Genomic DNA, 25,379 nt, shown 5'->3' with positions numbered 1-25,379 from the left:
ACGGTGGCGGCGGACGAGGAACGACTGGGGCGGCGGTATGAGGCACACGGGCGGTGGAATCGGACGGCGCGGGATGGTCGCGGCGGCGACCGGACTGGCGGCGTCCCTGCTGGTGTCGGGCTCCGGCGCCTTCGGGCAGCGGCGGCACGGCGGGGACGACGGGCACGGCGGGGACGGTGGCCGCGGCGGGGACGGCAAGTCCCGGGGGCGCCGGCGGACGGAGGAGTTCCGCGGCATGTGGGTGGCGACGATCACCAACCGCGACTGGCCCTCCAAGCCCGGGCTGCCCCCGGCCGAGCAGCGCGCGGAGCTCCTCGCCCTGCTCGACCACGCCGTCGAGCGGCGGCTGAACGCCGTGATCCTCCAGGTCCGGCCGAGCGCCGACGCCCTGTGGCCCTCGCCGTACGAGCCGTGGTCGCAGGTCCTCACCGGCACCCAGGGCAAGGACCCCGGCTGGGACCCGCTCGGCACGGCGGTGGAGGAGGCCCACCGGCGCGGTCTGGAGCTGCACGCGTGGTTCAACCCCTACCGCGTCGCGACGCACGCCGACCCGACCCGCCTCGCGCCCTCGCACCCGGCGCGCCTCAACCCCGACTGGGTCGTCACGTACGGCGGCAAGCTGTTCTACGACCCCGGCCTGCCCGAAGTGCGGCGCTTCGTCGAGGACGCCATGCTGGACGCCGTCCGCCGCTACGCCGTCGACGCCGTCCACTTCGACGACTACTTCTACCCGTACCCGGTCGCCGGGCAGGTCTTCGACGACGACGCGGCCTTCGCGGCGTACGGCGGCGGCTTCCCCGACCGGGCGGCGTGGCGGCGGGACAACATCGACCGCCTCGTCCGCGAGACGTCCGAGCGCATCGCTCAGGTGCGGCCCGGCACGCGGTTCGGGATCAGCCCCTTCGGGATCTGGCGCAACGCCGCGACCGACCCGCTCGGCTCCGACTCCCGCGGCCTGCAGACCTACGACGACCTGCACGCCGACACCCGCAAGTGGGTCAAGGAGCGGTGGATCGACTACGTCGCCCCGCAGCTGTACTGGCACATCGGCTTCGCCGCCGCCGACTACGCGAAGCTGCTGCCCTGGTGGAACGAGACCGTCCGCGGCACGGGCGTCCACCTGTACGTGGGCGAGGCCCTCTACCGCGCCGGCGACCCGGCGGCGCCCGCGCCGTGGCAGGACCCGGCCGAGCTCTCCCGCCACCTCACCCTCGCCCACGAGTACGACCACGTGCTGGGCCACGCCTTCTTCGGTGCCCGGGACGTGGTCGCGGACCGGATCGGGGCGATGGCGAGGGTCGTCGCCGACCACTACCCGACGCAGATCCGCCCGCCGGCCCGGTGAGCCGCCGGCGGGGCGCACCCCGTCGGCGGCGCGGAGCCGCTGCCGGTCAGGGGCCCAGGGGCCTGTCGACCGCGTCCCGGTGGCGTACGACGGAGTCCGGGCCGGGGGACATGACGGCCTCGTGCCCGTCGTCGAAGCGGACCCGGTACGGGGGGTGGCCCCGGTCGCCCAGGACCTCCACGATCTCGGCCTTGCGGTCGTGCTGTCCGACCACCCGGCCGTGCATCAGCAGTTGGTCGCCCACGGTTGCTTCCATCGGGAGTGCCCTTCTCGCGCTGGATGTCCGTATCTGGGAGTCTACGTCCGTGGGTGTGGTCCGCGTCACCCGAGGCGGCGGCCCCGGATCAGTAGGCCGGCGCCGACCCGCTGAGCCACTCGGCCCCGTCCAGTACCTGCGGTGTCAGCCGCACCCCGGTCAGCCGCTCCGCCAGGGCGAACGCCGCCTCCGTCGCCGCGCCGACGTCACCGCCGTCCCGCCGCGGGTCGAAGCCGACGTCCCGCAGCAGGGCCGCCGCGCCGCCCGGGTCGGCGTCCTGCGGGGCCGGCGGGGAAAGGGGCTCGACGCGCAGCCTCAGCGCGCCGTCCACGTACCGGCTGAACTGGTCCACCGCGTTCACGTTGCGGAAGTGGGTCACCAGCTCCGTGCCGCGCGACAGCTCGGCCGCGGTCTCGTGCAGGCTGCCCAGGTAGCCGTTGGGCTCGACCAGCACGCTCCAGCCGTCGACCCGGGCCACCGCGAGGTAGTGCCGGTCGCCGCCGGTGGCCCGCCAGGCGTCGCGCGCCGCGTCGACCAGTGCGCGTATGCCGGTGACCCGCCCCTCGGGACGGGCGCCGAGCCGGCCCAGGACCTCCTGGGGCGTTACGGCGTGCACCAGCGTGACGCAGTAGGCCTCGATCAGCTCCGGGCAGTGGTCGTCGAGCCAGCGGTAGTCGGCGGCGGTCGCGTTCATGCACCGATCGTGGCACCCGCCACTGACAACACACCCCCTCCCTGCGAACGTTCGACCATGAACGAGACGATCACTTTCGGCAGGTACGAGATCTCGACCGACCCTGCCCGACTCGACCGCGCACTGGTGCACCGATGGCTCTCCACCGACGCCTACTGGGCGCGCGGCCGCGAGCGGGGGAGGCAAGACCGCGCCATCGACGGGTCGCTCAACTTCGGCGCGTACGACGGCGAGACGGGCGCCCAGGCCGCGTACGCCCGCGTCGTCACCGACCTCGCGACCTTCGCCTGGCTCTGCGACGTGTACGTCCACCCCGCCGCCCGCGGCGGCGGACTGGGCACCGGGCTCGTGGGGGCGGTCCGCGACCACCTCGCCCCCTACGGCCTCAAGCGCGTCCTGCTCGCCACCGAGGACGCGCACGGGCTCTACGCCCGGCTGGGCTTCGAGCCGCTGGCCGACCCCGGCCGCTGGATGTCCCTCGCCCCGAGCTGAGGCGGCGGGCCCGGCGGGCGCCGGCGCCGCCCGGTCCTCGGCCGCCGCCCGGTCCTCGGCCGCCGTCCGGCCCCCCGTGCCGTCCGGCCCCCCGTGCCGTCCGGCCCGCCGTGCCGGGCGGTGCCGTCCCCGCGCCGTGCGGGTGGTCGCCGGGGACCGGCTAGCCTGAACCCACGATGAACCGTCTGACCACGTCATGGGGCGAGTACGCGCTCACCCGCTTCCCCGAGCACCCCCGCGACCCGCTGCGCGCCTGGGACGCCGCCGACGAGTACCTGCTGCGGCACCTGGCCGCGCCGGGCGCCCCCGCCCTCACCGGCCGCGTGGCCGTCGTCGGCGACCGGTGGGGCGCCCTCGTCACCGCGCTGGCCGGCCACCCCGGCCCCGACGAGCTGGTGCAGATCACCGACTCGTACCTCGGCCGCGAGGCCACCCGGGCCAACCTCGCCCGGGCCGGTCGCGCGGAGGGCGCCGTGCGCCTGCTCACCACGCGGGACGCGCCGCCGGACCGCGTCGACGTGCTGCTGGTCCGCGTCCCGAAGAGCCTGGCCCTGCTGGAGGACCAGCTGCACCGGCTCGCGCCGGCGCTGCACGCGGGAACGGTCGTCATCGGCACCGGCATGGTCAAGGAGATCCACACCTCCACCCTGCGCCTCTTCGAGCAGCTCGTCGGCCCCACGCGCACCTCCCTCGCGGAGCGCAAGGCCCGGCTCGTCCACAGCACCCCCGACCCGGACCTGGAGCGGCCGGCCAACCCGTGGCCGCTGCGGTACGCGCTGCCCGAGGACGCCGCGGCGGTGGCCGGACTGACGGTCGTCAACCACGCCGGCGTCTTCTGCGCGGACCGGCTGGACATCGGCACCCGGCTCTTCCTCCGGCACCTCCCCGAGGGCCTCGACGGCCGCCGAGTCCTCGACCTCGGGTGCGGCAACGGCGTCGTCGGCCTCGCCGCGGCGGTCGCGTCCCCGGGCGCCGAGGTGCTCCTGACCGACGAGTCGTACCAGGCGGTCGCCTCCGCCGAGGACACCTTCCGGGCCTCCGCGCCGGCCGGGGCGAAGGCGCGCTTCTCCGTCGGTGACGCGACGGCCGACGTCCCGGACGGCTCGGTCGACGTGGTCCTCAACAACCCGCCCTTCCACAGCCACCAGGCGGTCAGCGACGCCGCCGCGCGCCGCATGTTCGCCGCGGCCCGCCGCGCCCTGCGCCCGGGCGGGGAGCTGCGCGTCGTCGGCAACCGCCACCTCGGCCACCACGTCACGCTGCGCCGCCTCTTCGGCGGCTGCGAGGTCGTCGGCAGCGACCCGAAGTTCGTGGTCCTGCGCGCCGTGAAGCGCTGACGGCCGCCCCGGTCAGTCGCGGGACGCGCCGCCCCGGCCGCCTCCCGGTGCCTTGGCCCGCCGGTGGGCGGCCACCCGCTCGCGCGTCGCGCACCTCCGCGAGCAGTAGCGGCGCGGTACGCCGCTGCCCAGGGTGAGGTAGACGTTGCCGCAGCCGGGCGCGGCGCACAGCCCGCCCGGCGGGCGCTGGCGCTCCCACAGCAGGACCGTCAGGCACAGGCAGGACGAGGCGAGGAACCACTCGCCCCAGGGGGCGTCGTCCGCGCGGTCGAGGTGCGGGTGCCACGGGCTGTCGCCGCCGTGCGCGGTGAGCCGCAACGGCCCGGTACCGCGCGCGAGGAGCCGGTTCAGGGCGGCGGCGGCCGCGTCGGTGCCGGTGGCGGCGAAGACCTCCCGCAGGGCCAGGGCGGCCGTGCGCAGCTCGGCCACGTCGGCGGGGGCCACGGTGACCGGCTCGCTCTCGCCGTGCTCGCGCAGCAGCCGCGCCACCTCCTCGGGGGCCGGGCCGTCGGCGCCGTCCCGGCCGTCTCCACCGCCAGCGCCGCGCGGGCCGTACCGGCCCTGGCCCGTGAGGGCGTTGACGAGGGCCTCGGTGCGGCGGGCGACGGCGTGCACGGAATGCCGGGTCGACCGGTCGTCGGGAGCGAACACCCGGCGAATGTAACGCATATGGCGCTCTTTTCCGTTACCCCCGTACCGTCCCGGGCGTGAAGAACCGTTCCGTCCTCACCCGGTACACCCTCGGCGCCGCCCTCGCCCGCACGGGCGACGAGGCAGCCGGCCCCGCCCTGCTGCTCGCCGGCCTCGCGGCGACCGGCTCGTCGGCCCGCGCCTCCGCCCTGCTCGCCGCGGGCACGGCGGCAGCGGCGGTCGGCGGCCCGGTCGTCGGGGCGCTCCTGGACCGCTCGGCGCGACCGGGCCGGCTGCTGGCGGGCGCCCTCGCCGGGTACGCGGCCGCCCTGGTCGCGGTGTCGCTGTGCCTCGGCCGCACGCCGGACACCGTCCCGTTGCTGGTCGCGGCCGGCTCGGGGCTCCTCGCCCCGGCGCTCTCGGGCGGGTGGACGGCGCAACTGCCGCACGTCGCGGGACCCGGCGCGCTGCGGCGTGCCACCGCCCTCGACGCGATGACCTTCCACGTGGCGGCGCTCGCCGGCCCGGCGCTGGCGGGTGCCGCGGCCGCCCTGCACGGGGCCTCGGCCGGGGTGGTGGCCGCCGCGGCCCTGGTCGGCGCGGTCGCCCCGGTGGCGTGGGCGCTCCCGACCGGTACGTCCGCGCGGCCCGCCCCCGGCGGGACGCGGACCGGGGACGGCGGCGCGCCGCGACAGGGCCGGGACGCCGCGCCTCGGGAGCCGTCGCGGGGTGTCTCGGGGGTGGCCGGGGACGTCGTCGCGGGTTTCCGCGCCCTCCTCCGCAACCGGGTGCTCGGCCGGGTCACCGCCGCGTCCGTGCTGTCCTGCGCGGGGCAGGGCGTCCTCGTCGCGTGTACGCCCCTGCTGGGCGCGCGGTACCTCGGCGGCGCCGGGCAGGGGGCGCTGCTCCTGGCCGGGGCCGCCGGCGCGGCCCTGGTCGCCAACGCCGCGCAGGCCCGCGCCCGTCGCCCGCCTGGCCCGGAGGGCGCCTTCCGTACGGCGACCCTCGTCCAGGCGGCGGCCCTGTCCGCGGCGGCCGGGACGGTCGCGGTGGCAGGGATGGCCGGGATGTCCGGGGCGGTAGGGGTGCCCTGGGGCTACGCCGCCGTCGTGGTGGGCGCCGTGCTCCTGGCCGGCGCGGGGGAGGGGCCGCAGCTCACGGCCCTGCTCGCGCTCCGCCACCGCCAGTCGCCTGAGGGGCTGCGCGGCCAGATCCAGACGACCGGCGCCAGCCTCAAGATCACCGGTTTCGCCTGCGGCGCGGCCGTGGCGGGGCCGCTGGCGTCGGCGTCCCTGTCCGGCGCACTCCTTGCGGCCGCCGCCGCGCACGCGGCCGCCGCCGCGGTCAGCCCTCGGGGAGCCGGTGCCCGCACCGGCCGCAGAAGCGCACGTCGGCTCCTTCGGGCGCCAACCGCCCGCACTCCGGGCACACCCGGTCCAGCAGGCAGGCCGGCTCACCACCCGACCGCTCCACGCCCGCCGCGCGGCCGATCGTCATACCGGGGCGACGGCGGTGCGCGGTGAGGTAGTCGAGGCCGTGCGGCCCGGCGGTCAGGCCGCGCCGGGAGCCGCGCGGCAGCCAGACCACGGCCCCGGCCTCCAGCGGCTCGGTCCCGTCCCCGGTCGACAGCTCGCCGTGGCCGTTCACCACGAACACCAGGACGTCCAGGTCCGGCTCCACGTGGACGGCGACGCCCGCGCCCGGGGCGAGCCGCACCACGTTCGCGTCGAGTTGCCGGTCCGCCGCGGCGAGGCGCCACAGGGTGCCGCCCCGCTCGGCCGGCATGGCGCGCACGAGATCGGCCATGCGGGCGAGCACCGCGGCTGCCGGGGACACTGTCACGTTTCCTCCCATGAGGTACGAGAACCGGACGTCGAGGGCCTCCGGATCCTAGCGACACACCCGGTTCGAGGCCGTCGGTGGACGTGGGGGCCCGGATGTCGAAAAGACGTTTTCAGCCAAGGTGGCCGTCGAGGCGCCTTGTTTCGGCCATCCTCTCCGATCCGTACGGCGTTCGTATGAAATATTCCGGTGTCAACGCGAGTTGATCATGCCTTTGCCCGTCAGCGCCCGCTGCCGCCCGTGGTGACGGCCGCCGCCCGAAGCGGGTCGCGCCGGTGCCCGCCCCGAGAGGGGAAGGGACGGCGCCGGGCCCTCATGTGAGGACCGCACCCACGTGCTCGGTACACCGTCCAGGACCAGACACCCCCGCGGCATGGCCACCGCCCTCGTCGCCGCCCTCGCCGCCGGACTGCTCACGGCGCCGGCCGCCCACGCGCTGAGCGGCGCGCCCGCGGCCGACGGGGCCCACGCCTTCACCGCCCAGCTGCGCATGGGCGACCCCGCCGCCCCGGCCCGGGGCTGCTCCGGCGTCCTGGTCCACCAGCAGTGGCTGCTGACCGCGTCCAGCTGCTTCACCGACACCCCCGGCTCCGCCGTGCCGGCGGGCCGCCCCGCCGTGAAGACCGCCGCGACCCTCGGCGGCCAGACCGTCGACGTGGTCGAGGTCGTGCCCCGCACGGACCGCGACGTGGCCCTGGCCCGTCTCGCGCGCCCCGTCACCGGGATCACCCCGATCGCGCCGGCCGCGTCCGCCGCCGTCGCGGGCGAGACCCTGACGGGCGCCGGCTTCGGCCGGTCGCAGACCTCCTGGGTCCCCGACCGCCTCCACACCGGCGACTTCCTCGTCGACGCGGTGGACGCCACCACCGTCTCCCTGACCGGCCAGGGCGGTGCGTCGGTCTGCATGGGCGACACCGGCGGTCCCGCGCTGCGCCAGAAGGACGGCAAGGTCGAACTCGTCGCCCTCCACAGCCGGTCCTGGCAGGGAGGATGCTTCGGGGCCCCCGCGTCGGAGACCCGCACCGGCGCGGTCGACTCCCGCGTCGACGACCTCGCGGGCTGGATCAAGGAGGTGCGCAACCGAGACCGGATCACCCCCGCCGACGTCGACGGCGACGGCAAGGACGACCTCGTCGTCCAGCACACCAACGGTGACGTCGTGGTCCACCGCAACCTGGGCGCCCGCTTCGACGCCGGCCGGGTCTGGAGCACCGGTTGGGGCCGCTTCGTCGACGGCAAGGACCTCGGTCGGCTGTACTTCGCCGACATCACCGGCGACGGCAAGGCCGACCTCGTCGTGCACGGCAGGGACGGCAAGGTCTCGGTGCGCAAGAACATGGGCACCTACTTCGACGGCGGTACGGAGTGGAGCGCCGGCTGGGGCCGCTTCGTCGACGGCAGCGACCTCGGCCGGCTGTACTTCGCCGACATCACCGGCGACGGCAAGGCCGACCTCATCGTGCACGGCACGGACGGCAAGGTCTCGGTGCGCAAGAACATGGGCACCCACTTCGACGGCGGCACCCACTGGAGCGCCGGCTGGGGCCGCTTCGTCGACGGCAGCGACCTCGGTCGCCTGCGCTTCGGCGACGCCACGGGCGACGGCAAGGCCGACCTCTTCGTGTACGAGGCCCCGAGCGGCGCCGTCTCGGTCCGCAAGAACATGGGCACGTACTTCGACGGCGGCACCCTGATGATCACTCTGTAACCCCCCTGCCGGGCCCGGCCCCCGCGCCGGGCCCGGCGCGCCCTCCCGTCCGACCCGCAGGTCCCGGTGGAGAAACCACGTACCACGACGGCCGTCCCGCAGAGGGTGGGCAAGAGCGACTTGCCAAGGCAACAGTCCAACAGTCGTCGCCACGATGGTCCGCCGACAGACCTGGCGGGCAGTCACCAAGCCCTGGTTGGAACACCAGAAGGCTGCGGAACGGTCAAGACCGCTGGGCGAAGGAGACCCCGGGGCGCGCAGATGGAGCTGCCCGCAAACCAGCGTGTCGTACATGGAGATGCGAGTTACCGGACGGCTGGAGTAGGCCGCCTTACGGCTTCCAGTACGTCCGCGCCGTGCCAGACGGGCGGGTCGACCACGTCGAGCTGAGTTTCCAGCCGCGCTGGGAGCGTTCCCCGTGTTACTCCGGGCTCCTGACCACGGGCGAAGACACGGCACATGCCAAACTGTTCGACACACTTTCGTGTGGTGAGCGCAAACGGGGGCTGTCGAGTCGTGGGATATGTGATACCTGAAGGCGTCGACACGATGCTCGATGTCATCGGAGTGGGCTGGCCAAACGTGGACGAGGACGCGTACCGCGACATGGCTGACATGTTGCGTGAGTTCGCGGACGACGCCGACGACGACGCGGGCACCGCGTACGCCCACGTGCAGACGCTGCTTTCCAGCGGGCAGAGTGAGTCGCTCACCGCCCTGGACGAGCACTGGTCCAAAGTGCAGGGCAAGCACAAGGATCTGGCGAAGGCGGCCCGCTTGGTGGCCGGTGCCCTAGACCGGGTCGCCGACATCATCGTCGCCCGGAAGGCCGCCGCGGTGGGTGAACTCGCGGACCTGTGCGCGACGGTGGGGGTCACGCTGGCGTTCGCGCCGGTGACGGCCGGCCTGTCGACGTTGCTGGCCGGCGCCAAAATCGCCGCGACTCGCATCGCGTTCAAGCGAATCCTGAAAGAGATGGCGGAGGCGGCCGTCGCCGAGATCCTCGCCACGCTCACCGCGCCCGCGGTCGCCGCGATCGAGAACATCGTCGCCGATCTCGCGATCCAGACCGCGTTCAACGCGGCCGGTGTCCAAGACGGGTACGACACCGGCCGGACCGTGCAAGCGGGTAAGGACGGACTGCAGCTCAATTCAGCCGGCTCCGCCGGCCCGGGGCCCGGCGGCGGCCCGAAGATCGACCACGACGCCCATGGCAACGCCGCCACGCACCTGGCCTCCGTGCAGATCACCATGAAGTCCCGGGCCGGCAGCAAGCTCGGCAAGGCCAAGGGGCACCACGGCCGCGCCAAGGGCAAGGACTCTCTGACCGCCGTGCTCGACACCTCCATCGAGGGCATCACGGAAAAGCTCACCAAGGCGCTCGGCGATCTCGGGGACCACATCGGCAAGAAGGTCCCGGACGCGATCAAGGGTGGTTCGAAGACGCACAAAGACACTGACGCCGATGTCCGCGACCGTCTGCGAGCCATTGCCTCGAACGACGGCAAGGGCGGGGACCGAGGCGGCACGGACCCTCGCCGCGGCGGCTCGGAGCAGGTGCGTCGGCGTCGCCCCACTTCGATGCGCGAGGCACTGGACCGCCTTCGCGAGGTCGCGATGTCTCTGCTCAGCAGAAGGTGCAAGACCGACCCGGTGGACGTGGCCACCGGGGAGATGGTCATGCCCCAGACCGATCTCGTCCTGCCGGGGATCCTCCCACTGGTGCTACGGCGGACCCACATATCCGGTTATCTCTTCGGTCACTGCTTCGGGAGCAGTTGGGCCTCCACGCTCGACGAGCGCCTGGAGATGACCGGGGCGGGTGTGGCATGGGCACGGGAGGACGGCTCTGTTCTGTTCTACCCGGCAGTGCCGACCGAGGTCGGCCAGGAGCTGATGCCGGTGGAGGGTGAACGGCTGCCCCTCGTCCTCGCCGGGCGGGGCCTCCTCGGAGAGGTCACGTACGCGGTCACCGACCCGCGCACGGGGCTCACTCGGCGCTTCGACGGCAACCCTTACCACTCGGGGCTGTACTGGTTGACCGACGTCGAGGACCGCAACGGAAACGCCTACCGGATAGGCCGCTCCGAGGACGGCCTGCCGGCGCTGGTGAGCCACGACGCGGGGTACCGGGTCCGCGTCGGCACCGACCCTGACCGAGGTGTGGTCACCACCCTGGACGTGGAGACTCCCGAAGGACCGGTGCGCGTCGCCTCCTTCGGATACGACGCCGAGCGGAACCTGGACTCGGTCGCCGGTCCGTCCGGTGTGCCACTGCGCCTCACCTACGACGAGCACCGGCGAGTGACGTCGTGGACCGATCGCAACGGGCACACGTACACCTATGTGTACGACGACGCCGGCCGCGTGGCGGAGACGATCGGCCCCGACGGGGCGCTCTCCTCTCGCTTCTCCTACGACGTCGAGGCCCGTGTCACCCGGTTCACCGACTCCACGGGCGCGGTGACCGTCACACGGTTCAACAGCATCGGCCAGACTGTTGCCGAGACCGACGCCCGCGGCCACACCGTGTGCTTCGCCTGGGACCGGTACGACAACCTGCTGTCCCGCACCGACGAACTCGGCAATACGGCCGAGTTCCGTTACGACGAGCGGGGCGACCTGGTCGGGATGGTGCTGCCCGACGGGCGCCGCACATCCGTCGTCTACGACGGGATGCATCTGCCTGTGGCGGTCACCGGGCCGGACGGATCGGTCTGGCGGCAGACCTTCGACGAGCGGGGGAACCGACTGTCGCTGACGGCCCCTGACGGAACGTCCACCCATTACACGTATGACACGGCGGGTGCCCCCGCTGCGGTGGTCTTCCCGGGCGGGCTGTCGGAGCGACGGGTGAACGATGCGGCGGGACTCACCCTTTCGGTCACGGATTCCCGGGGCGCTACCTACACCGTGACCCGGGACGCCTTCGGGCGGCCACGCGAGTCGGTGGACCCGGCCGGGTCCGTCACCCGGCTGGAGTGGACACCGGACGGCTCGCTGTCCCGGCGCACCGCCCCGAACGGGACAGCCGAGTCATGGACCTGGGACGAGGAGGGCAACTGCCTCTCGTACACCGGTCCCCGGGGCGGCACCGTCCGATTCGAGTACACCTGGTTCGACCTGCTCGCCGCGCGGACCGGTGTGGACGGCGCTCGGTACGAGTTCTCGTACGACACCGAACTGCGGGTCACCTGCGTCCGCAACGCCCAGGGTCGGACCTGGACCTACGGCTACGGCCCCACCGGGTTGACCACGTCGGAGACGGACTTCGACGGTCGAACCTCGTGCTACGAGCACGACGCGGTCGGCCGGCTCGTCGCCCGCGTCACCCCGGCCGGCCACCGCCTCGCCCTGACCTACGATGCCCTCGGCCGGCTGCGGGAGAAGGACGCCGCCGGGACGGTCACCCGGTTCGCCTACGATGCGGCCGACAGGCTGACCCAGGCCGCGACACCGACGTCCGTGCTCGCCCTGGAGTACGACGCGATGAGCCGCCTGCTGTCGGAGACCGTCAACGGGCGCACCATGCGGTTCGGCTACGACGCCCATGGTGAGCTGGTCTCGCGCACCACGCCGACCGGCGCCGTCACCTCCTACGGGTACGACGAGGGTGGCAACCGGACTCGCGTCGCGGTCGCCGGCCACGCCCTCGACTTCACCCGCGACCTGCTGGGCCGCGAGCTGACTTGCACTTTTGGGCCCGCCGCCGCCCCGGTGGTGCTCGCCTCCACCTGGGACACCATCGGCCGCCTGATGTCCCAGACGGTGTCCACGAACCGCCGCACGGTCCGCTCCCGGGCGTTCGCCTACCGTGCCGACGGCCTTCTCACCTCGGTAACCGACGAGCTCAAGGGGCTGACCACCCGTTTTGACCTCGACCCGTTGGGGAGGCCGCTCGGAGTCACCATGGAGGACTGGTCCGAGCGGTACGGTTACGACGCCGCCGGCAACCAGACCGGCGCCCAGTGGCCCGCCCGGGCCCGGTACACGGAGAGCCGCGGGCAGCGAGTGTACGAGGGGACGCGGCTGGTCTCCGCAGGCGGGCTGCGCTACGCGTACGACGACGCCGGCCGGGTCGTCATGCGTCAGAAGAAGCGCCTGTCCCGGAAGCCTGACACCTGGTGCTACACCTGGGACGCCGAGGACAGACTCACCTCCTGCACCACCCCGGACGGCACTGTCTGGCGCTACTCCTACGACCCCCTCGGCCGCCGCACCGCCAAGCACCGTATGGCCGCCGACGGCACCACGGTCGCCGCCACGGTCCTCTTCTCGTGGGAGGACACCCGGCTGGCCGAGCAGACCGACATGACGTCCGGGGTCACCCTGACCTGGGACCACGAGGGCTACCGCCCCCTTTCCCAGTTGGAGCGCCGTACCGTCGGCGACGGTCCCGGACCGGACGAGGAGGTCGACAGCCGCTTCTTCGCCATCGTCACCGACCTGGTCGGCACGCCGACGGAACTCGTCGACGAGCGGGGCGACATCGCCTGGCACAACCGTTCCACCGTCTGGGGGCTCACAGCCTGGAACCGTGACGCCACCGCCTACACGCCGCTGCGCTTTCCGGGTCAGTACGACGACCCTGAGACCGGACTGCACTACAACGTCTACCGGCACTACGACCCGGAAACCGCCCGGTACGTGTCCGCCGATCCTCTGGGGCTCGCCCCCGCCCCCAACCCGGCTGCCTACGTCACGAACCCGTACACCCTGATGGACCCCGAGGGGCTGATCGCCAAGGGCTGCACGACGAGGGCCGGTTGGTACGGGGGCCTGCTTCCGGCCAATCAGAAGGTGAACGGGCGGCGGGTCTCCTCCGTCGACATGGAGGTCAACCACATTCCTCCCAAGTCGGCGTGGAAGGACATCATCGAGCCCGGCTTCTACATCGCGAACAGACCACACAAGAAGCAGAAGGTCAACAATGGTCCGGCGATTCGCATGGATCTCGACGACCACCAGAAGCTGTACAGCTCAGGGTCCAGCCTGGAGGCGCAGGCGTGGCAGCTATGGCAACGGGAACTGATCAATCAGGGGCGCCTCACGGAGGCCATGCGCATGGACATCGACGATATCAAGGCGCGATTCCCTGGAAGGTACGATGATCATATTAAGGAGATGGTGGAAAGCCTGAAGGACAACAAGAATTTCCAGGCCATGCTCACCAAGAGAGGGTGGGCGGTCGACGAAGTCGCCCTGCTGGCATGACGAAATCTGACACGAATATGAAGGAGTGGACGTGGACGTGGAACTGTTGCCGCACATCGGCTTCGCGACGTTCCGGTTCGGCATGTCGGCCGAAGAGGCCGGGAGCGCTGCACGGGAGCTGGGTCTGACCACCCCGGACGCGGACGCCGAGGCGGAGCCGGGGCAGATCCTCTGCAAGCACGACGGCTACCGGGCGAACGTCATGCTCGGCTTCCGCAAGGGCGAGCTGACCAATGTGGAGGTTTGGCGGTTCCGCGACGAGGGCGCTGATATGAGGGTCACCCTTGACGGGCTCGACGTCTTCCGCACTCCGAGCGATGAATTGCTGACGCGGCTTGAGGAACGGGGCCACGTCGTCGAGGAGAACGACCTCGGGTTCGACGTCCTGCCGGAGCTCAAGGTGATCTTCGCGAACAACAGCAGCTTCGAGTACCCGGTGGACGAGGACGGGGATCCCCTCTATTTCGATTACGCCCTGGTGACGACGGACCCTGTGGGATGAGGCGGTCCGTTCGGATCGCGGCGCTGTCGCGCGGCACGGCTCCCGGCGGCCGGAAGGAGCCGTCCGGCGCCTGATCTTCGCCTGCGTGAGCGTGCCCCCGGCGGCGCGCTCGCGTGTACGTGTGGGGTCGGCAGTGAGGGGGCGCGGCAGGGACGCTCCATCCCCGCCTCTCGAGGAGTGCTTGGCGCGGACTGCCGCGCCGGGCTCGGAGGCGGCCCGGGAGCGTCCCGGCACTGCGCGTCACGGACCGGTCACGGCCTCCGCGTCCGACCTTTGCATAAAACTGCATAGCTGCGTATAGTCATGCCATCACCGAGGAGGGTCCGATGACGGTACGTGTGGCAGTGGCCGGTGCGAGCGGGTACGCGGGGGGAGAGCTCCTCCGCCTGCTGCTCGCCCACCCCGCGGTGGAGATCGGCGCCCTGACCGCCAACTCCAACGCCGGCGAGAGGCTCGGCGCCGTGCAGCCCCACCTGTTGCCGCTCGCCGACCGCGTCCTGGAGCCGACCACCCCCGAGGTGCTCGCCGGCCATGACGTCGTCTTCCTCGCCCTGCCGCACGGCCGGTCCGCCGAGGTCGCCGAGCGGCTCGGCGACCGGGTGCTCGTGGTCGACATGGGAGCCGACTTCCGGCTGGCGGACGCCGCCGACTGGGAGCGGTTCTACGGCACCCCGCACGCCGGGACCTGGCCGTACGGCCTGCCCGAGCTGCCGGGCGCCCGCACCGCGCTGGAAGGGGCCCGGCGCGTCGCCGTGCCGGGCTGCTACCCGACCGCCGTCACCCTCGCCCTCTTCCCCGCCTACGCCGCGGGTCTCGCCGAGCCCGAGGCGGTGGTCGTCGCCGCGAGCGGCACCTCCGGCGCGGGCAAGGCGCTCAAGCCGCACCTGCTCGGCGCCGAGGTCATCGGCTCGATGTCGCCCTACGGCGTCGGCGGCGGCCACCGGCACACGCCCGAGATGGCGCAGAACCTCGGCACGGTCGCCGGCGAGCCCGTCACCGTGTCGTTCACGCCGACCCTCGCGCCCATGTCCCGCGGCATCCTCGCCACCTGCAGCGCCAAGGCGAGGCCCGGCACCACGGCGGAGGACGTACGGGCCGCGTACCACAAGGCGTACGCCGACGAACCGTTCGTGCGGCTCCTCCCGGAGGGGCGGTGGCCGGCCACGGCGTCCGTGCTGGGCTCCAACGCCGTCCAGGTGCAGGTCGCCCACGACCCGGCGGCGGGGCGGATCGTCGCCGTCAGCGCCATCGACAACCTGACCAAGGGCACCGCGGGCGGCGCGGTGCAGAGCATGAACATCGCCCTCGGCCTCCCCGAGGAGACCGGACTCCCCGCGGTGGGGGTCGCCCCGTGAGCGGGGGGCGCCACCCGGAGCCCGCCGGGGAGGCCCGCCCGGACGCGACCGGGGGAGCGCACGCGGCCGCCGGGCCGCGGACGACGAAGAGGCCCGCGCCCACGTGCCGCGCGGGTGGAGAACCGAACGGAGACACACAGTGAGCGTCACGGCAGCCAAGGGATTCACGGCGGCGGGCATCGCCGCCGGGATCAAGGAGAACGGCAACCCGGACCTGGCCCTCGTGGTCAACACCGGCCCCCGCCGCGCCGCCGCCGGCGTCTTCACCTCCAACCGCGTCAAGGCCGCCCCGGTCCTCTGGTCCGAGCAGGTCCTCAAGACCGGCGAACTGGCCGCCGTCGTCCTCAACTCCGGCGGCGCCAACGCCTGTACCGGCCCCCAGGGCTTCCAGGACACCCACGCCACCGCCGAGCGGGCCGCGGAGGTCCTCGGGATCGGCGCGGGCGAGGTCGCCGTCGCCTCCACGGGCCTCATCGGGCTGCCGCTCCCCATGGACCGGCTCCTGCCGGGTATCGACAAGGCCGCCGCCGAACTCTCCGAGCACGGCGGTGAGAAGGCCGCCATCGCCATCAAGACCACCGACACGGTCCACAAGACCGCCGTGGTCAGCCGCGACGGCTGGACCATCGGCGGCATGGCCAAGGGCGCCGGCATGCTCGCCCCCGGCCTCGCCACCATGCTCGTGGTGCTCACCACCGACGCCGACGTCGCCGCGCCCGACCTGGACAAGGCGCTGCGCGAGGCCACCCGCACCACCTTCGACCGGGTGGACTCCGACGGCTGCATGTCCACCAACGACACCGTCCTGCTCCTCGCCTCCGGCGCCACCGGCGTCACCCCCGCCCACGACGACTTCGCCGAGGCCGTCCGCGAGGTGTGCGACGACCTCGGGCGGCAGCTCATCGGCGACGCCGAGGGCGCCTCCAAGGAGATCCGGGTCGAGGTCGTGAACGCGGCGACCGAGGCCGACGCCGTCGAGGTCGGCCGCTCCATCGCCCGCAACAACCTCCTCAAGTGCGCCATCCACGGCGAGGACCCCAACTGGGGCCGGGTGCTGTCCGCCATCGGCACCACCGCGGCCGCCTTCGAACCGGACCGGCTGAACGTCGCCATCAACGGCGTGTGGGTCTGCAAGAACGGTTCCGTCGGCGAGGACCGCGACCTCGTCGACATGCGCTACCGGGAGGTCACCATCACCGCCGACCTGTCCGCCGGCACCGAGTCCGCCGTCATCTGGACCAACGACCTCACCGCCGACTACGTCCACGAGAACAGCGCCTACAGCTCATGACCTCACCCAAGCCCCGGCCGGGCGTACCCCCGCGCAAGCACACCGTGCTGCCGAAGGCGCAGATCCTCATCGAGGCCCTGCCCTGGCTCACCCGCCACCACGGCAAGACCGTCGTCATCAAGTTCGGCGGCAACGCCATGGTCGACGAGGACCTGAAGGCGGCCTTCGCCCAGGACGTCGTCTTCCTCCGCCACGCCGGCCTCAAGCCCGTCGTGGTGCACGGCGGAGGACCGCAGATCAGCGCCGCACTCGACCGGCACGGCCTGGTCAGCGAGTTCAAGGCGGGGCTGCGCGTCACCACCCCCGAGGCCATGGACGTGGTCCGGATGGTGCTCGCCGGGCAGGTCCAGCGCGAACTCGTCGGACTGCTCAACCAGCACGGGCCGTTCGCCGTCGGGATGACCGGCGAGGACGCCCACACCATCACCGCCGTCCGCCACCAGCCCCTCATCGACGGGGAGGCCGTCGACATCGGCCGCGTCGGCGAGGTCACGGCCATCGACACCGGGGCCGTCGAGGCGCTCCTCGCCGACGGGCGGATCCCCGTGGTGTCGTCGATCGCCCGCTCGGAGGACGACGGACATGTCTACAACGTCAATGCTGATACGGCGGCTGCGGCACTCGCTGCGGCGCTTGGCGCGGAGACCCTGATGGTCCTCACCGACGTCGAGGGGCTGTACGAGGACTGGCCGCACAGCGACGAGGTCATCAGCCGCCTCACCGCCACCGAGCTGGAGAAGCTGCTGCCCGAGCTGTCCAGCGGCATGGTCCCCAAGATGGAGGGCTGCCTCCACGCCGTGCGCAACGGCGTCCGCACGGCGCGGGTCATCGACGGGCGCGTGCAGCACTCCATCCTGCTGGAGATCTTCACCGACGAGGGCATCGGCACGATGGTCGTGCCCGACGCACAGGAGGCACCCGCATGAGCAACGAGCAGCTCGCCCGGCGCTGGCGGTCCACCATGGCGGACAACTACGGCACGCCCCGCCTCGCCCTCGTCCACGGCGCCGGCAGCCGCGTCCGGGACGCGGACGGCAACGAGTACCTCGACTTCGTCGGCGGCATCGCGGTCAACGCCCTCGGCCACGCCCACCCGGCCGTCGTCAAGGCCGTCTCCGACCAGATCGCCGCCCTCTCCCACGTCTCCAACCTCTACGTCGCCGAGCCGCCCGTGGCGCTCGCCGAACGGCTGCTGCGGCTCTTCGACCGCCCCGGGCGGGTCTTCTTCGCCAACTCCGGCGCCGAGGCCAACGAAGCCGCCTTCAAAATCGGGCGGCTGACGGGCCGTCCCCACATGGTCGCCACCACCGGCGGCTTCCACGGCCGCACCATGGGCGCCCTCGCCCTCACCGGGCAGCCCGCCAAGCGCGAGCCGTTCCTGCCGCTGCCCGGCGACGTCACGCACGTCCCGTACGGGGACGCGGCGGCGCTCCGGGAGGCCGTCACGACCGACACCGCCCTCGTCGTCATCGAGCCCGTCCAGGGTGAGAACGGCGTCGTCGTACCGCCCGCCGGCTACCTGGAGGCGGCCCGCGCGATCACCCGCGCGACCGGCACCCTCCTCGTCCTGGACGAGGTGCAGACCGGCGTCGGCCGGTGCGGCCACTGGTTCGCGCACCAGGCGGACGGCGTCGAGCCGGACGTCGTCACCCTGGCCAAGGGCCTCGGCGGCGGACTGCCCCTCGGGGCGACCGTCGCGTTCGGTGAGGCGGCCGAACTGCTGAAGCCCGGCCACCACGGCACGACCTTCGGCGGCAACCCCGTCGCCTGCGCCGCCGGCCTCGCCGTCCTCGACACCCTCGGCGCGGACGGCGCCCTGGACGAGGTCAAGCGCCTCGGCGAGAGGCTGCGCGACGGGATCGAGGGCCTGGACCACCCGTTGGTCTCCCACGTCCGCGGCGCGGGCCTCCTGCTGGGTATCGTGCTCACCGAGCCCCTCGCGCCCCAGGTGCAGCAGGCGGCTCAGGACGCCGGCCTCCTGGTGAACGCGCCCGCACCCGATGTCGTACGGCTCATGCCGCCGCTCGTCATCGGGGACGAGGAAGCGGACGCCTTCCTCCGGGTGCTGCCCGGCGTCCTGGACCACGCCTACGGGGAGACACGAGCCGGAGAATGACACAACGATGACCGAGGCGCAGGACAACGGCCATGGCGGACCCTCCGTTCCGCAGACCCGCACGGCGCGCCACCGCCGGATCGTGGACATCCTCAACCGGCAACCCGTGCGCTCGCAGAGCCAGCTGGCCAAGCTCCTGGCGGACGACGGGCTGAGCGTCACGCAGGCGACGCTCAGCCGCGACCTCGACGAACTGGGCGCGGTGAAGATCCGCAACACGGGCGGCGAGCTGATCTACGCCGTACCGAGCGAGGGCGGATTCCGCACGCCGCAGGCGCCGCTGGGCGAGTCGGCGAAGGAGGAGCGCATGCGGCGCCTCTCCGGCGAACTCCTCATCTCCGCCGAGGCGTCCGCCAACCTCGTCGTGCTGCGGACGCCGCCCGGCGCGGCCCAGTTCCTCGCCTCCGCCATCGACCAGGCCGAGCTCCACGCGATCCTCGGCACCATCGCGGGCGACGACACGCTGCTGCTCATCTCCCGCGACCCGGCCGGCGGGCAGGCCCTCGCCGACCACCTGCTGCGCCTGGCGCAGAACGACCGGTAGCGGCACCCCCGGACGGCACGCGGCGCCCGGGCACCCACGCGTCGGCCGGGTGGCCCCGCCGCACGCGGTGTCCGGGCGACCCGCCGCACGCGGCGGCCGGGTGGCCCCCGCCGTACCCGTACGCGCCCGTCAGGCGCCCGTCCACCCGATCGCGATGCGCGGTCGGGCTTCGGGGCGCACCCAGGCGAGGATCCGCGCCATCGCCTCCGCCGGCACCGACACGCACCCGGCGGTCGGGCCGGCGCCGTTCACGTGCAGGAAGATCCCCGCGCCCCGCCCGCGCACCGGCCGGTCGTAGTTGAAGCCGATCACCAGGGCGTGGGCGTAGACCGGCCCGTACGACACCAGGTGCTCGGCCTCGCCGGCGCGGCAGTCCGCGGGCAGCGGGTCCACCCACCGGTTGTACGACCGGGACGCGTTGTCCTGGCACCACCACGACGAGGGCGTGACCCGCCGGTAGGGGTAGGTCGTCCCGGTCGGCGCGGCCTCGTTGCCGAAGGCGAACGGCAGGTCGTACACGCCGGCGGGGGTGGTCGACGTGCCCTGCTCCCGCCGGTCGCCGCGGACCAGCCCGCCCGCCCCGAACCGGGCCGGCGCCGAGCCGGCGCGTTCCCAGGCCCCCGCGCGCCGCTCCCACCAGGTCACCGTCCCCGAGGTGGCCCGCGCGTGCGGGGCCTCGGCGGTGAGGAACTGCGCGCCCTCCGCCGCCTCCGCGGGGGGAGCCGCGGACGGCCGCGGCCCGGCGGGCGGCGGGGCGTCGGCGCGGGCGGGGGAGTGGGCCGGCCAGAGCAGCAGGACGGCGGCGAGGACGAGTGCGGGGCGCATGTCCCGACCGTACGGCCGGGGCACGCGCCCGCGCCCTCCCGGCACGTCCGTCCGGGGCGACCCGCCGCCGCGACCCCTCCTCAGCCGCGCCCGAGCGGGTGGCACGCCCGCGTCCCGCGGGCCCTGACCGGGCGCTTTGACAAACCATACGGAGGTCTGCATAGTTATACCCATCGTTGGATGCACCGCTAAGGAGAAACCCGTGACCGAGCGCGTCGTACTCGCCTACTCGGGCGGCCTGGACACCTCCGTCGCCATCGGCTGGATCGCCGAGGAGACGGGCGCCGAGGTCATCGCCGTCGCCGTGGACGTCGGCCAGGGCGGCGAGGACCTGGACGTCATCCGCAAGCGCGCGCTCGCCTGCGGTGCCGTGGAGGCCGAGGTCGCGGACGCCAGGGACGAGTTCGCCGAGCAGTACTGCCTCCCCGCGATCAAGGCGAACGCCCTGTACATGGACCGCTACCCGCTCGTCTCGGCGCTCTCCCGGCCGACGATCGTCAAGCACCTCGTCGCCGCTGCCAAGAAGCACGGCGCCTCGGTCGTCGCCCACGGCTGCACCGGCAAGGGCAACGACCAGGTCCGCTTCGAGGCCGGCATCGCCGCCCTCGGCCCGGAGCTGAAGTGCATCGCCCCGGTCCGCGACTACGCGATGACCCGGGACAAGGCCATCGCCTTCGCGGAGAAGGCCGAGCTGCCCATCGCGACCAGCAAGAAGTCCCCGTACTCCATCGACCAGAACGTCTTCGGCCGGGCCGTCGAGACCGGCTTCCTCGAGGACATCTGGAACGGGCCGATCGAGGACATCTACGACTACACCTCCAACCCGGCCCTGCCGCGCGAGGCCGACGAGGTCGTCATCTCCTTCAAGGAGGGCGTCCCGGTCGCGATCGACGGCAAGCCCGTCACCGTCCTCCAGGCCATCCAGCAGCTCAACGAGCGCGCGGGCGCCCAGGGCGTCGGCCGGATCGACATGGTCGAGGACCGGCTCGTCGGCATCAAGTCCCGCGAGGTCTACGAGGCGCCCGGCGCCATCGCGCTGATCACCGCCCACCAGGAGCTGGAGAACGTCACGGTCGAGCGGGAGCTCGCCCGGTACAAGCGGCAGGTCGAGCAGCGCTGGAGCGAGCTGGTCTACGACGGCCTGTGGTTCTCGCCGCTGAAGCGGGCCCTGGACGGCTTCATCGACGAGGCCAACCAGCACGTCACCGGCGACATCCGGATGACCCTGCACGGCGGCCGCGCGGTCGTCACGGGCCGGCGGTCCGAGCAGTCGCTGTACGACTTCAACCTCGCCACCTACGACACGGGCGACACCTTCGACCAGTCGAAGGCCCAGGGCTTCATCGACATCTTCAGCCTGTCGGCGAAGATCGCCGCCAAGCGTGACCTGGCCTGATCACCGCTCGTTCCACAACCCGTCCGCCTCCCCGCCCCCGCCGCGGCAGGGAGGCGGACGCGCATCCGCACCGCCCATCCCTCCCGACCCGAGGAGCTTCCGCAGTGAGCAGCAACAACGGTGACGTCCGGCTCTGGGGCGGCCGGTTCGCCGACGGCCCGGCCGAGGCGCTGGCGAAACTCTCCGCCTCCGTCCACTTCGACTGGCGCCTCGCGCCGTACGACATCGCCGGGTCGCGCGCCCACGCGCGCGTGCTGCACCAGGCCGGGCTGCTGACCGCCGACGAGCTCACCCGCATGCTGGCGGGCCTGGACCGGCTGGAGGCGGACGTCGCGGACGGCTCCTTCGTCGGCACCGTCGCCGACGAGGACGTCCACACCGCGCTGGAGCGGGGCCTGCTGGAGCGGCTCGGCCCCGACCTCGGCGGCAAGCTGCGGGCCGGCCGGTCCCGCAACGACCAGGTCGCCACCCTCTTCCGGATGTACCTGCGCGACCACGCCCGCACCATCGGCGGCCTCCTCGCCGACCTCCAGGACGCGCTGGTCGGCCTCGCCGAGGCGCACCCGGACGTCGCGATGCCCGGGCGCACGCACCTCCAGCACGCGCAGCCGGTGCTCTTCGCCCACCACGTCCTCGCGCACGTCCAGTCCCTCTCGCGGGACGCGGAGCGGCTGCGGCAGTGGGACAAGCGCACGGCGGTCTCCCCGTACGGCTCCGGCGCGCTCGCCGGCTCGTCGCTCGGGCTCGACCCGGAGGCCGTCGCCCGGGACCTCGGCTTCGAGAACGGCAGCGCGGGCAACTCGATCGACGGCACCGCGTCGCGGGACTTCGTCGCCGAGTTCGCGTTCATCACGGCGATGATCGGCGTCAACCTCTCGCGCATCGCGGAGGAGGTCATCATCTGGAACACGAAGGAGTTCTCCTTCGTCACCCTCCACGACGCCTTCTCCACCGGCTCCTCGATCATGCCGCAGAAGAAGAACCCGGACATCGCCGAGCTGGCGCGCGGCAAGTCGGGCCGCCTCATCGGCAACCTGACCGGGCTCCTGGCCACGCTCAAGGCGCTGCCGCTCGCGTACAACCGCGACCTGCAGGAGGACAAGGAGCCGGTCTTCGACTCCTGCGACCAGCTGGAGGTCCTGCTGCCGGCCTTCACCGGGATGATGGCGACGCTGACCGTCCACCGCGAGCGCATGGAGGAGCTGGCGCCGGCCGGCTTCTCCCTCGCCACGGACATCGCCGAGTGGCTCGTCCGGCAGGGCGTGCCGTTCCGTGTCGCACACGAGGTCGCGGGCGAGTGCGTGAAGGAGTGCGAGGCGCTGGGCATCGAGCTGGACCAGCTCACGGACGAGCAGTTCGCCAAGATCTCCGAGCATCTGACCCCCGAGGTGCGGACCGTCCTGAACGTCCCCGGCGCCCTCGCCTCCCGCAGCGGCCGGGGCGGCACGGCTCCCTCCGCCGTCGCCGCGCAGCTCGCCGAGGTCAAGGCGGACCTGGTCGTCCAGCACGCCTGGGCCACCGCCAGGAAGTAGCGCCCGCGCATGACCGGAAGGCCCCGAGAGGGGCCTTCCGTGTTTTGTGGGCCGGCCCGCCGCCACTCCGGCGCGGGGATCCGGCGGTGCACGGAAAATGAGGCATGCACATGCCGAATGAGACATTGATGTCTCACTTGGGTTAGGCTCGTCTCATGACAGTCGACCGTGAGCAGGTGCTGCGCACCGCTGCCGCCCTCCTCTCCCGCAAGGCGACCGCCACCATGGACGAGGTCGCCCGCGCCGCCGGGATCGGCCGCGCGACCCTGCACCGGCACTTCGCCGGGCGGGACGCGCTGGTCAGGGCGCTGGAGGCGCTCGGAATCCAGGAGTTCGAGGCGGCCCTGGACGCCGCCCGCCTCGACGAGGACCGCGCCGAGGACGCCCTGCGGCGACTGATCGCCGGCGTGGAGCCGGTCGCCGGCCTGCTGTCGTTCCTCGTCACCGAGAACCAGCTCTTCGAGGGCGACCAGGTCAACCAGGGCTGGGCCCGTCTCGACGCCCGCGTCTCGGCCCTCTTCCGGCGCGGCCAGGAGAGCGGCGAGTTCCGCATCGACCTCACGCCCGCCTGGCTGACCGAGGCGCTCTACGGCCTCGTCGGGGCCTGTGCCTGGGCCGTCCAGGACGGCCGCGTCGCGGGCAAGGACTTCCACTACATGATCGTCGAGTTGCTGCTCGGCGGAGCGCGCAGGAGCGTGGAGAAGTGACCGGAACCGAACAGCGGACCGCGGAAGCGGACATCGCACGGCGGCCGGGCCGCTGGCTGGCGCTCGCCGTCCTCGTCCTGGCCGTACTGCTGGTGGCGGTCGACGCCACCGTCCTCGGCCTTGCCACCCCGTACCTGAGCGAGGACCTCAAGCCGTCCGGCACCCAGCTCCTGTGGATCGGCGACGTCTACTCCTTCGTCATCGCCGGCCTCCTCGTCTCCATGGGCAGCCTCGGCGACCGCATCGGCCGCAAGAAGCTGCTCCTCACCGGCGCCACCGCCTTCGGCGCGGTCTCCGTGCTCAACGCCTACGCCACCACCCCCGAGCTGATGATCGCCGCACGGGCACTGCTCGGCGTCGCGGGCGCCACGCTCATGCCGTCCACGCTGGCCCTCATCCGCAACCTCTTCCACGACCCCCGCGAGCGGAGCTTCGCCATCGGCATCTGGGGCGCGATGGCCTCCGCCGGCGCCGCCGTCGGACCGGTCGTGGGCGGCTTCCTGCTGGAGCACTTCTGGTGGGGGTCGGTCTTCCTCATCAACCTGCCCGTCATGGCGGTGCTCGTGGTGGTCGGCCTGAGGTACATCCCCGAGTCGAAGAACCCCGCGCCCGGACCGTGGGACCTGCCCAGCGTCGCCACCTCCCTCGTCGGCATGATCGGCGTCGTCTACGCGATCAAGGAGGCGGCCGCGCACGGCGCCCGCGCCGACGTGTTCGCCGCCGCCGCGGTCGGCGTGGGCGCGCTGGTCTGGTTCGTCCGCCGCCAGCTGCGGCTCCCCTCGCCCCTCCTCGACATGCGGCTCTTCCGCCACCGGGGCTTCTCCGGCGCGGTCCTCGCCGACCTGCTGACCATCCTGGGGCTCTCCGGGCTGATCTTCTTCCTCTCCCAGTTCCTCCAGCTGGTGCAGGGCCGCAGCCCGCTGGAGGCCGGGCTGGCCGAGCTGCCGGCGGCGCTCGGCGCGGTCTGCGCCGGACTGCTCGCGGGCATCGCCGCGCGCCGCTTCTCGGTACGGTCCGTCGTGGCCGGCGGCCTGGCCGCGGTCGGCCTCGCCCTGGCCGCGCTGACCGTGCTCGACCGCACCACCGGCTACCCGGTGCTGGGCGTCTCCCTGCTGGTCGTGGGCGTCGGCGCCGGCCTCGCCTTCACGGTGACCGCCGACGTCATCCTCTCCAGCGTCCCCAAGGAGCAGGCGGGCTCCGCTTCCGCCGTGTCGGAGACGGCCTACGAGCTGGGCGCCGCGCTCGGCATCGCCCTGCTGGGGTCCGTCGTGACCGGGGTCTACCGGGACTTCGCCACGCCCCCGGGCGTACCCGCCGGGACGGCGGCCGCCGCGCACGAGTCCCTGGGCGGCGCGGTCGAGGCGGCCAAGGCCCTGCCGGAACGTTCCGCCGAGGCGCTGGTGACCGCCGCCCAGCACGCCTTCGTCGAGGGCCTGCGCCTCGCGGCCGGCTTCGGCGCGGCCGTCCTCCTCGCCACGGCGGTGGCCGCCTGGTTCCTGCTGCGCGGCCAGCGCCTGGAGGAGGGCGTCGAGCACCCGTGACCGGCGCCGGGGGCCGGCCGGCGGCGACCGGCCCGCGCGGCGGGCCGCGCCA

The 25,379-nt window shown here is 73.2% G+C and carries 20 protein-coding genes and 1 pseudogene; 16 read left to right on the top strand and 5 right to left on the bottom strand.

Going from position 1 to position 25,379, the window contains the following annotated elements; translation table 11 throughout:
- Window positions 1–37: 37 nt before the first annotated feature.
- A complete protein-coding gene (locus LPA54_RS08920; RefSeq protein ID WP_228975515.1) occupies window positions 38–1,345 on the top strand; it encodes a glycoside hydrolase family 10 protein in 1,308 nt (435 codons plus the stop codon).
- Between the two features lie 46 nt (window positions 1,346–1,391).
- Here the strand turns inward: LPA54_RS08920 and LPA54_RS08915 are convergent, their stop codons facing one another.
- Together LPA54_RS08915 and LPA54_RS08910 are read right to left on the bottom strand one after the other, a co-directional pair.
- Window positions 1,392–1,601, bottom strand: a complete 210-nt coding sequence (locus LPA54_RS08915; RefSeq protein ID WP_228975514.1) for a DUF1918 domain-containing protein — start codon at window positions 1,599–1,601, stop codon at window positions 1,392–1,394.
- A gap of 88 nt (window positions 1,602–1,689) precedes the next feature.
- Window positions 1,690–2,295, bottom strand: a complete 606-nt coding sequence (locus LPA54_RS08910) for a DUF6461 domain-containing protein (protein WP_228975513.1) — start codon at window positions 2,293–2,295, stop codon at window positions 1,690–1,692.
- A gap of 57 nt (window positions 2,296–2,352) precedes the next feature.
- On the opposite strand from LPA54_RS08910, the gene LPA54_RS08905 reads away from it, so the two are divergent.
- The gene (locus tag LPA54_RS08905) at window positions 2,353–2,787 is read left to right on the top strand and encodes a GNAT family N-acetyltransferase (protein WP_228975512.1); all 435 of its coding nucleotides are present in this window, start codon (window positions 2,353–2,355) and stop codon (window positions 2,785–2,787) included.
- Between the two features lie 176 nt (window positions 2,788–2,963).
- Window positions 2,964–4,124 (top strand): methyltransferase, encoded by a 1,161-nt coding sequence (locus LPA54_RS08900; protein WP_228975510.1) that lies wholly within the window; start codon window positions 2,964–2,966, stop codon window positions 4,122–4,124.
- 12 nt (window positions 4,125–4,136) lie between these two features.
- Here the strand turns inward: LPA54_RS08900 and LPA54_RS08895 are convergent, their stop codons facing one another.
- A complete protein-coding gene (locus tag LPA54_RS08895) occupies window positions 4,137–4,793 on the bottom strand; it encodes a CGNR zinc finger domain-containing protein (protein WP_228975508.1) in 657 nt (218 codons plus the stop codon).
- 38 nt (window positions 4,794–4,831) lie between these two features.
- On the opposite strand from LPA54_RS08895, the pseudogene LPA54_RS08890 reads away from it, so the two are divergent.
- A pseudogene (locus tag LPA54_RS08890) lies at window positions 4,832–5,956 on the top strand (MFS transporter); the annotation flags it as partial.
- A 142-nt stretch (window positions 5,957–6,098) separates the two neighbouring features.
- On the opposite strand, the gene LPA54_RS08885 reads toward LPA54_RS08890, so the two are convergent.
- The gene (locus LPA54_RS08885; protein WP_228975505.1) at window positions 6,099–6,596 is read right to left on the bottom strand and encodes a cupin domain-containing protein; all 498 of its coding nucleotides are present in this window, start codon (window positions 6,594–6,596) and stop codon (window positions 6,099–6,101) included.
- Window positions 6,597–6,969: 373 nt separating this feature from the next.
- On the opposite strand from LPA54_RS08885, the gene LPA54_RS08880 reads away from it, so the two are divergent.
- The 8 genes from LPA54_RS08880 (at window position 6,970) to LPA54_RS08845 (ending at window position 19,326) form a co-directional block, all read left to right on the top strand.
- On the top strand, window positions 6,970–8,304 hold the full coding sequence (locus LPA54_RS08880) for a trypsin-like serine protease (RefSeq protein ID WP_228975504.1): 1,335 nt from the start codon (window positions 6,970–6,972) through the stop codon (window positions 8,302–8,304).
- A 549-nt stretch (window positions 8,305–8,853) separates the two neighbouring features.
- The gene (locus LPA54_RS08875) at window positions 8,854–13,518 is read left to right on the top strand and encodes an RHS repeat-associated core domain-containing protein (protein WP_228975502.1); all 4,665 of its coding nucleotides are present in this window, start codon (window positions 8,854–8,856) and stop codon (window positions 13,516–13,518) included.
- Between the two features lie 31 nt (window positions 13,519–13,549).
- Window positions 13,550–14,020, top strand: a complete 471-nt coding sequence (locus LPA54_RS08870) for a hypothetical protein (RefSeq protein WP_228975499.1) — start codon at window positions 13,550–13,552, stop codon at window positions 14,018–14,020.
- Window positions 14,021–14,346: 326 nt separating this feature from the next.
- On the top strand, window positions 14,347–15,375 hold the full coding sequence (gene argC, locus LPA54_RS08865) for an N-acetyl-gamma-glutamyl-phosphate reductase (protein ID WP_228975498.1): 1,029 nt from the start codon (window positions 14,347–14,349) through the stop codon (window positions 15,373–15,375).
- A 139-nt stretch (window positions 15,376–15,514) separates the two neighbouring features.
- On the top strand, window positions 15,515–16,666 hold the full coding sequence (argJ, locus tag LPA54_RS08860; protein WP_228975496.1) for a bifunctional glutamate N-acetyltransferase/amino-acid acetyltransferase ArgJ: 1,152 nt from the start codon (window positions 15,515–15,517) through the stop codon (window positions 16,664–16,666).
- Window positions 16,663–17,592: an acetylglutamate kinase gene (gene argB / locus LPA54_RS08855; RefSeq protein ID WP_228975494.1), complete on the top strand. Its 930-nt coding sequence runs from the start codon at window positions 16,663–16,665 to the stop codon at window positions 17,590–17,592. Before argJ ends, argB begins: the two co-directional genes overlap by 4 nt.
- Window positions 17,589–18,782, top strand: a complete 1,194-nt coding sequence (locus LPA54_RS08850; protein WP_228975493.1) for an acetylornithine transaminase — start codon at window positions 17,589–17,591, stop codon at window positions 18,780–18,782. The genes argB and LPA54_RS08850 overlap by 4 nt, the downstream gene beginning before the upstream one ends.
- Window positions 18,783–18,789: 7 nt before the next feature.
- On the top strand, window positions 18,790–19,326 hold the full coding sequence (locus LPA54_RS08845) for an arginine repressor (protein ID WP_058942918.1): 537 nt from the start codon (window positions 18,790–18,792) through the stop codon (window positions 19,324–19,326).
- A gap of 129 nt (window positions 19,327–19,455) precedes the next feature.
- On the opposite strand, the gene LPA54_RS08840 is transcribed toward LPA54_RS08845, so the two are convergent.
- Window positions 19,456–20,151, bottom strand: coding sequence for a L,D-transpeptidase (locus tag LPA54_RS08840; RefSeq protein WP_228975491.1), 696 nt, complete (start codon window positions 20,149–20,151; stop codon window positions 19,456–19,458).
- 202 nt (window positions 20,152–20,353) lie between these two features.
- Between LPA54_RS08840 and LPA54_RS08835 the strand changes: the two genes are divergently transcribed.
- The 4 genes from LPA54_RS08835 to LPA54_RS08820 all read left to right on the top strand — a co-directional run bounded on the left by LPA54_RS08835 (window position 20,354) and on the right by LPA54_RS08820 (window position 25,327).
- A complete protein-coding gene (locus tag LPA54_RS08835; RefSeq protein WP_228975490.1) occupies window positions 20,354–21,547 on the top strand; it encodes an argininosuccinate synthase in 1,194 nt (397 codons plus the stop codon).
- Between the two features lie 104 nt (window positions 21,548–21,651).
- Entirely contained in the window at window positions 21,652–23,079 is a 1,428-nt protein-coding gene (argH, locus tag LPA54_RS08830) for an argininosuccinate lyase (RefSeq protein ID WP_228975487.1), read from the top strand.
- Window positions 23,080–23,234: 155 nt separating this feature from the next.
- Window positions 23,235–23,786, top strand: a complete 552-nt coding sequence (locus tag LPA54_RS08825; protein WP_228975485.1) for a TetR/AcrR family transcriptional regulator — start codon at window positions 23,235–23,237, stop codon at window positions 23,784–23,786.
- Entirely contained in the window at window positions 23,783–25,327 is a 1,545-nt protein-coding gene (locus LPA54_RS08820; RefSeq protein WP_228975484.1) for an MFS transporter, read from the top strand. Before LPA54_RS08825 ends, LPA54_RS08820 begins: the two co-directional genes overlap by 4 nt.
- Window positions 25,328–25,379 lie beyond the last annotated feature (52 nt).

Origin of the sequence: Streptomyces sp. DH12 (assembly GCF_020873895.1) — a bacterium.
Classification (GTDB): domain Bacteria; phylum Actinomycetota; class Actinomycetes; order Streptomycetales; family Streptomycetaceae; genus Streptomyces.
Note: the sequence above shows the minus strand (reverse complement) of the source record. Positions and strands in the feature narration are given on the sequence as shown.

Coding starts and splice junctions, on each gene's coding strand:
- LPA54_RS08920 (WP_228975515.1), top strand. CDS start 38: ATGAGGCACACGGGCGGTGGAATCGGACGGCGCGGGATGGTCGCGGCG.
- LPA54_RS08915 (WP_228975514.1), bottom strand. CDS start 1,601: ATGGAAGCAACCGTGGGCGACCAACTGCTGATGCACGGCCGGGTGGTC.
- LPA54_RS08910 (WP_228975513.1), bottom strand. CDS start 2,295: ATGAACGCGACCGCCGCCGACTACCGCTGGCTCGACGACCACTGCCCG.
- LPA54_RS08905 (WP_228975512.1), top strand. CDS start 2,353: ATGAACGAGACGATCACTTTCGGCAGGTACGAGATCTCGACCGACCCT.
- LPA54_RS08900 (WP_228975510.1), top strand. CDS start 2,964: ATGAACCGTCTGACCACGTCATGGGGCGAGTACGCGCTCACCCGCTTC.
- LPA54_RS08895 (WP_228975508.1), bottom strand. CDS start 4,793: ATGCGTTACATTCGCCGGGTGTTCGCTCCCGACGACCGGTCGACCCGG.
- LPA54_RS08880 (WP_228975504.1), top strand. CDS start 6,970: ATGGCCACCGCCCTCGTCGCCGCCCTCGCCGCCGGACTGCTCACGGCG.
- LPA54_RS08875 (WP_228975502.1), top strand. CDS start 8,854: ATGCTCGATGTCATCGGAGTGGGCTGGCCAAACGTGGACGAGGACGCG.
- argC (WP_228975498.1), top strand. CDS start 14,347: ATGACGGTACGTGTGGCAGTGGCCGGTGCGAGCGGGTACGCGGGGGGA.
- argB (WP_228975494.1), top strand. CDS start 16,663: ATGACCTCACCCAAGCCCCGGCCGGGCGTACCCCCGCGCAAGCACACC.
- LPA54_RS08850 (WP_228975493.1), top strand. CDS start 17,589: ATGAGCAACGAGCAGCTCGCCCGGCGCTGGCGGTCCACCATGGCGGAC.
- LPA54_RS08845 (WP_058942918.1), top strand. CDS start 18,790: ATGACCGAGGCGCAGGACAACGGCCATGGCGGACCCTCCGTTCCGCAG.
- LPA54_RS08840 (WP_228975491.1), bottom strand. CDS start 20,151: ATGCGCCCCGCACTCGTCCTCGCCGCCGTCCTGCTGCTCTGGCCGGCC.
- LPA54_RS08825 (WP_228975485.1), top strand. CDS start 23,235: ATGACAGTCGACCGTGAGCAGGTGCTGCGCACCGCTGCCGCCCTCCTC.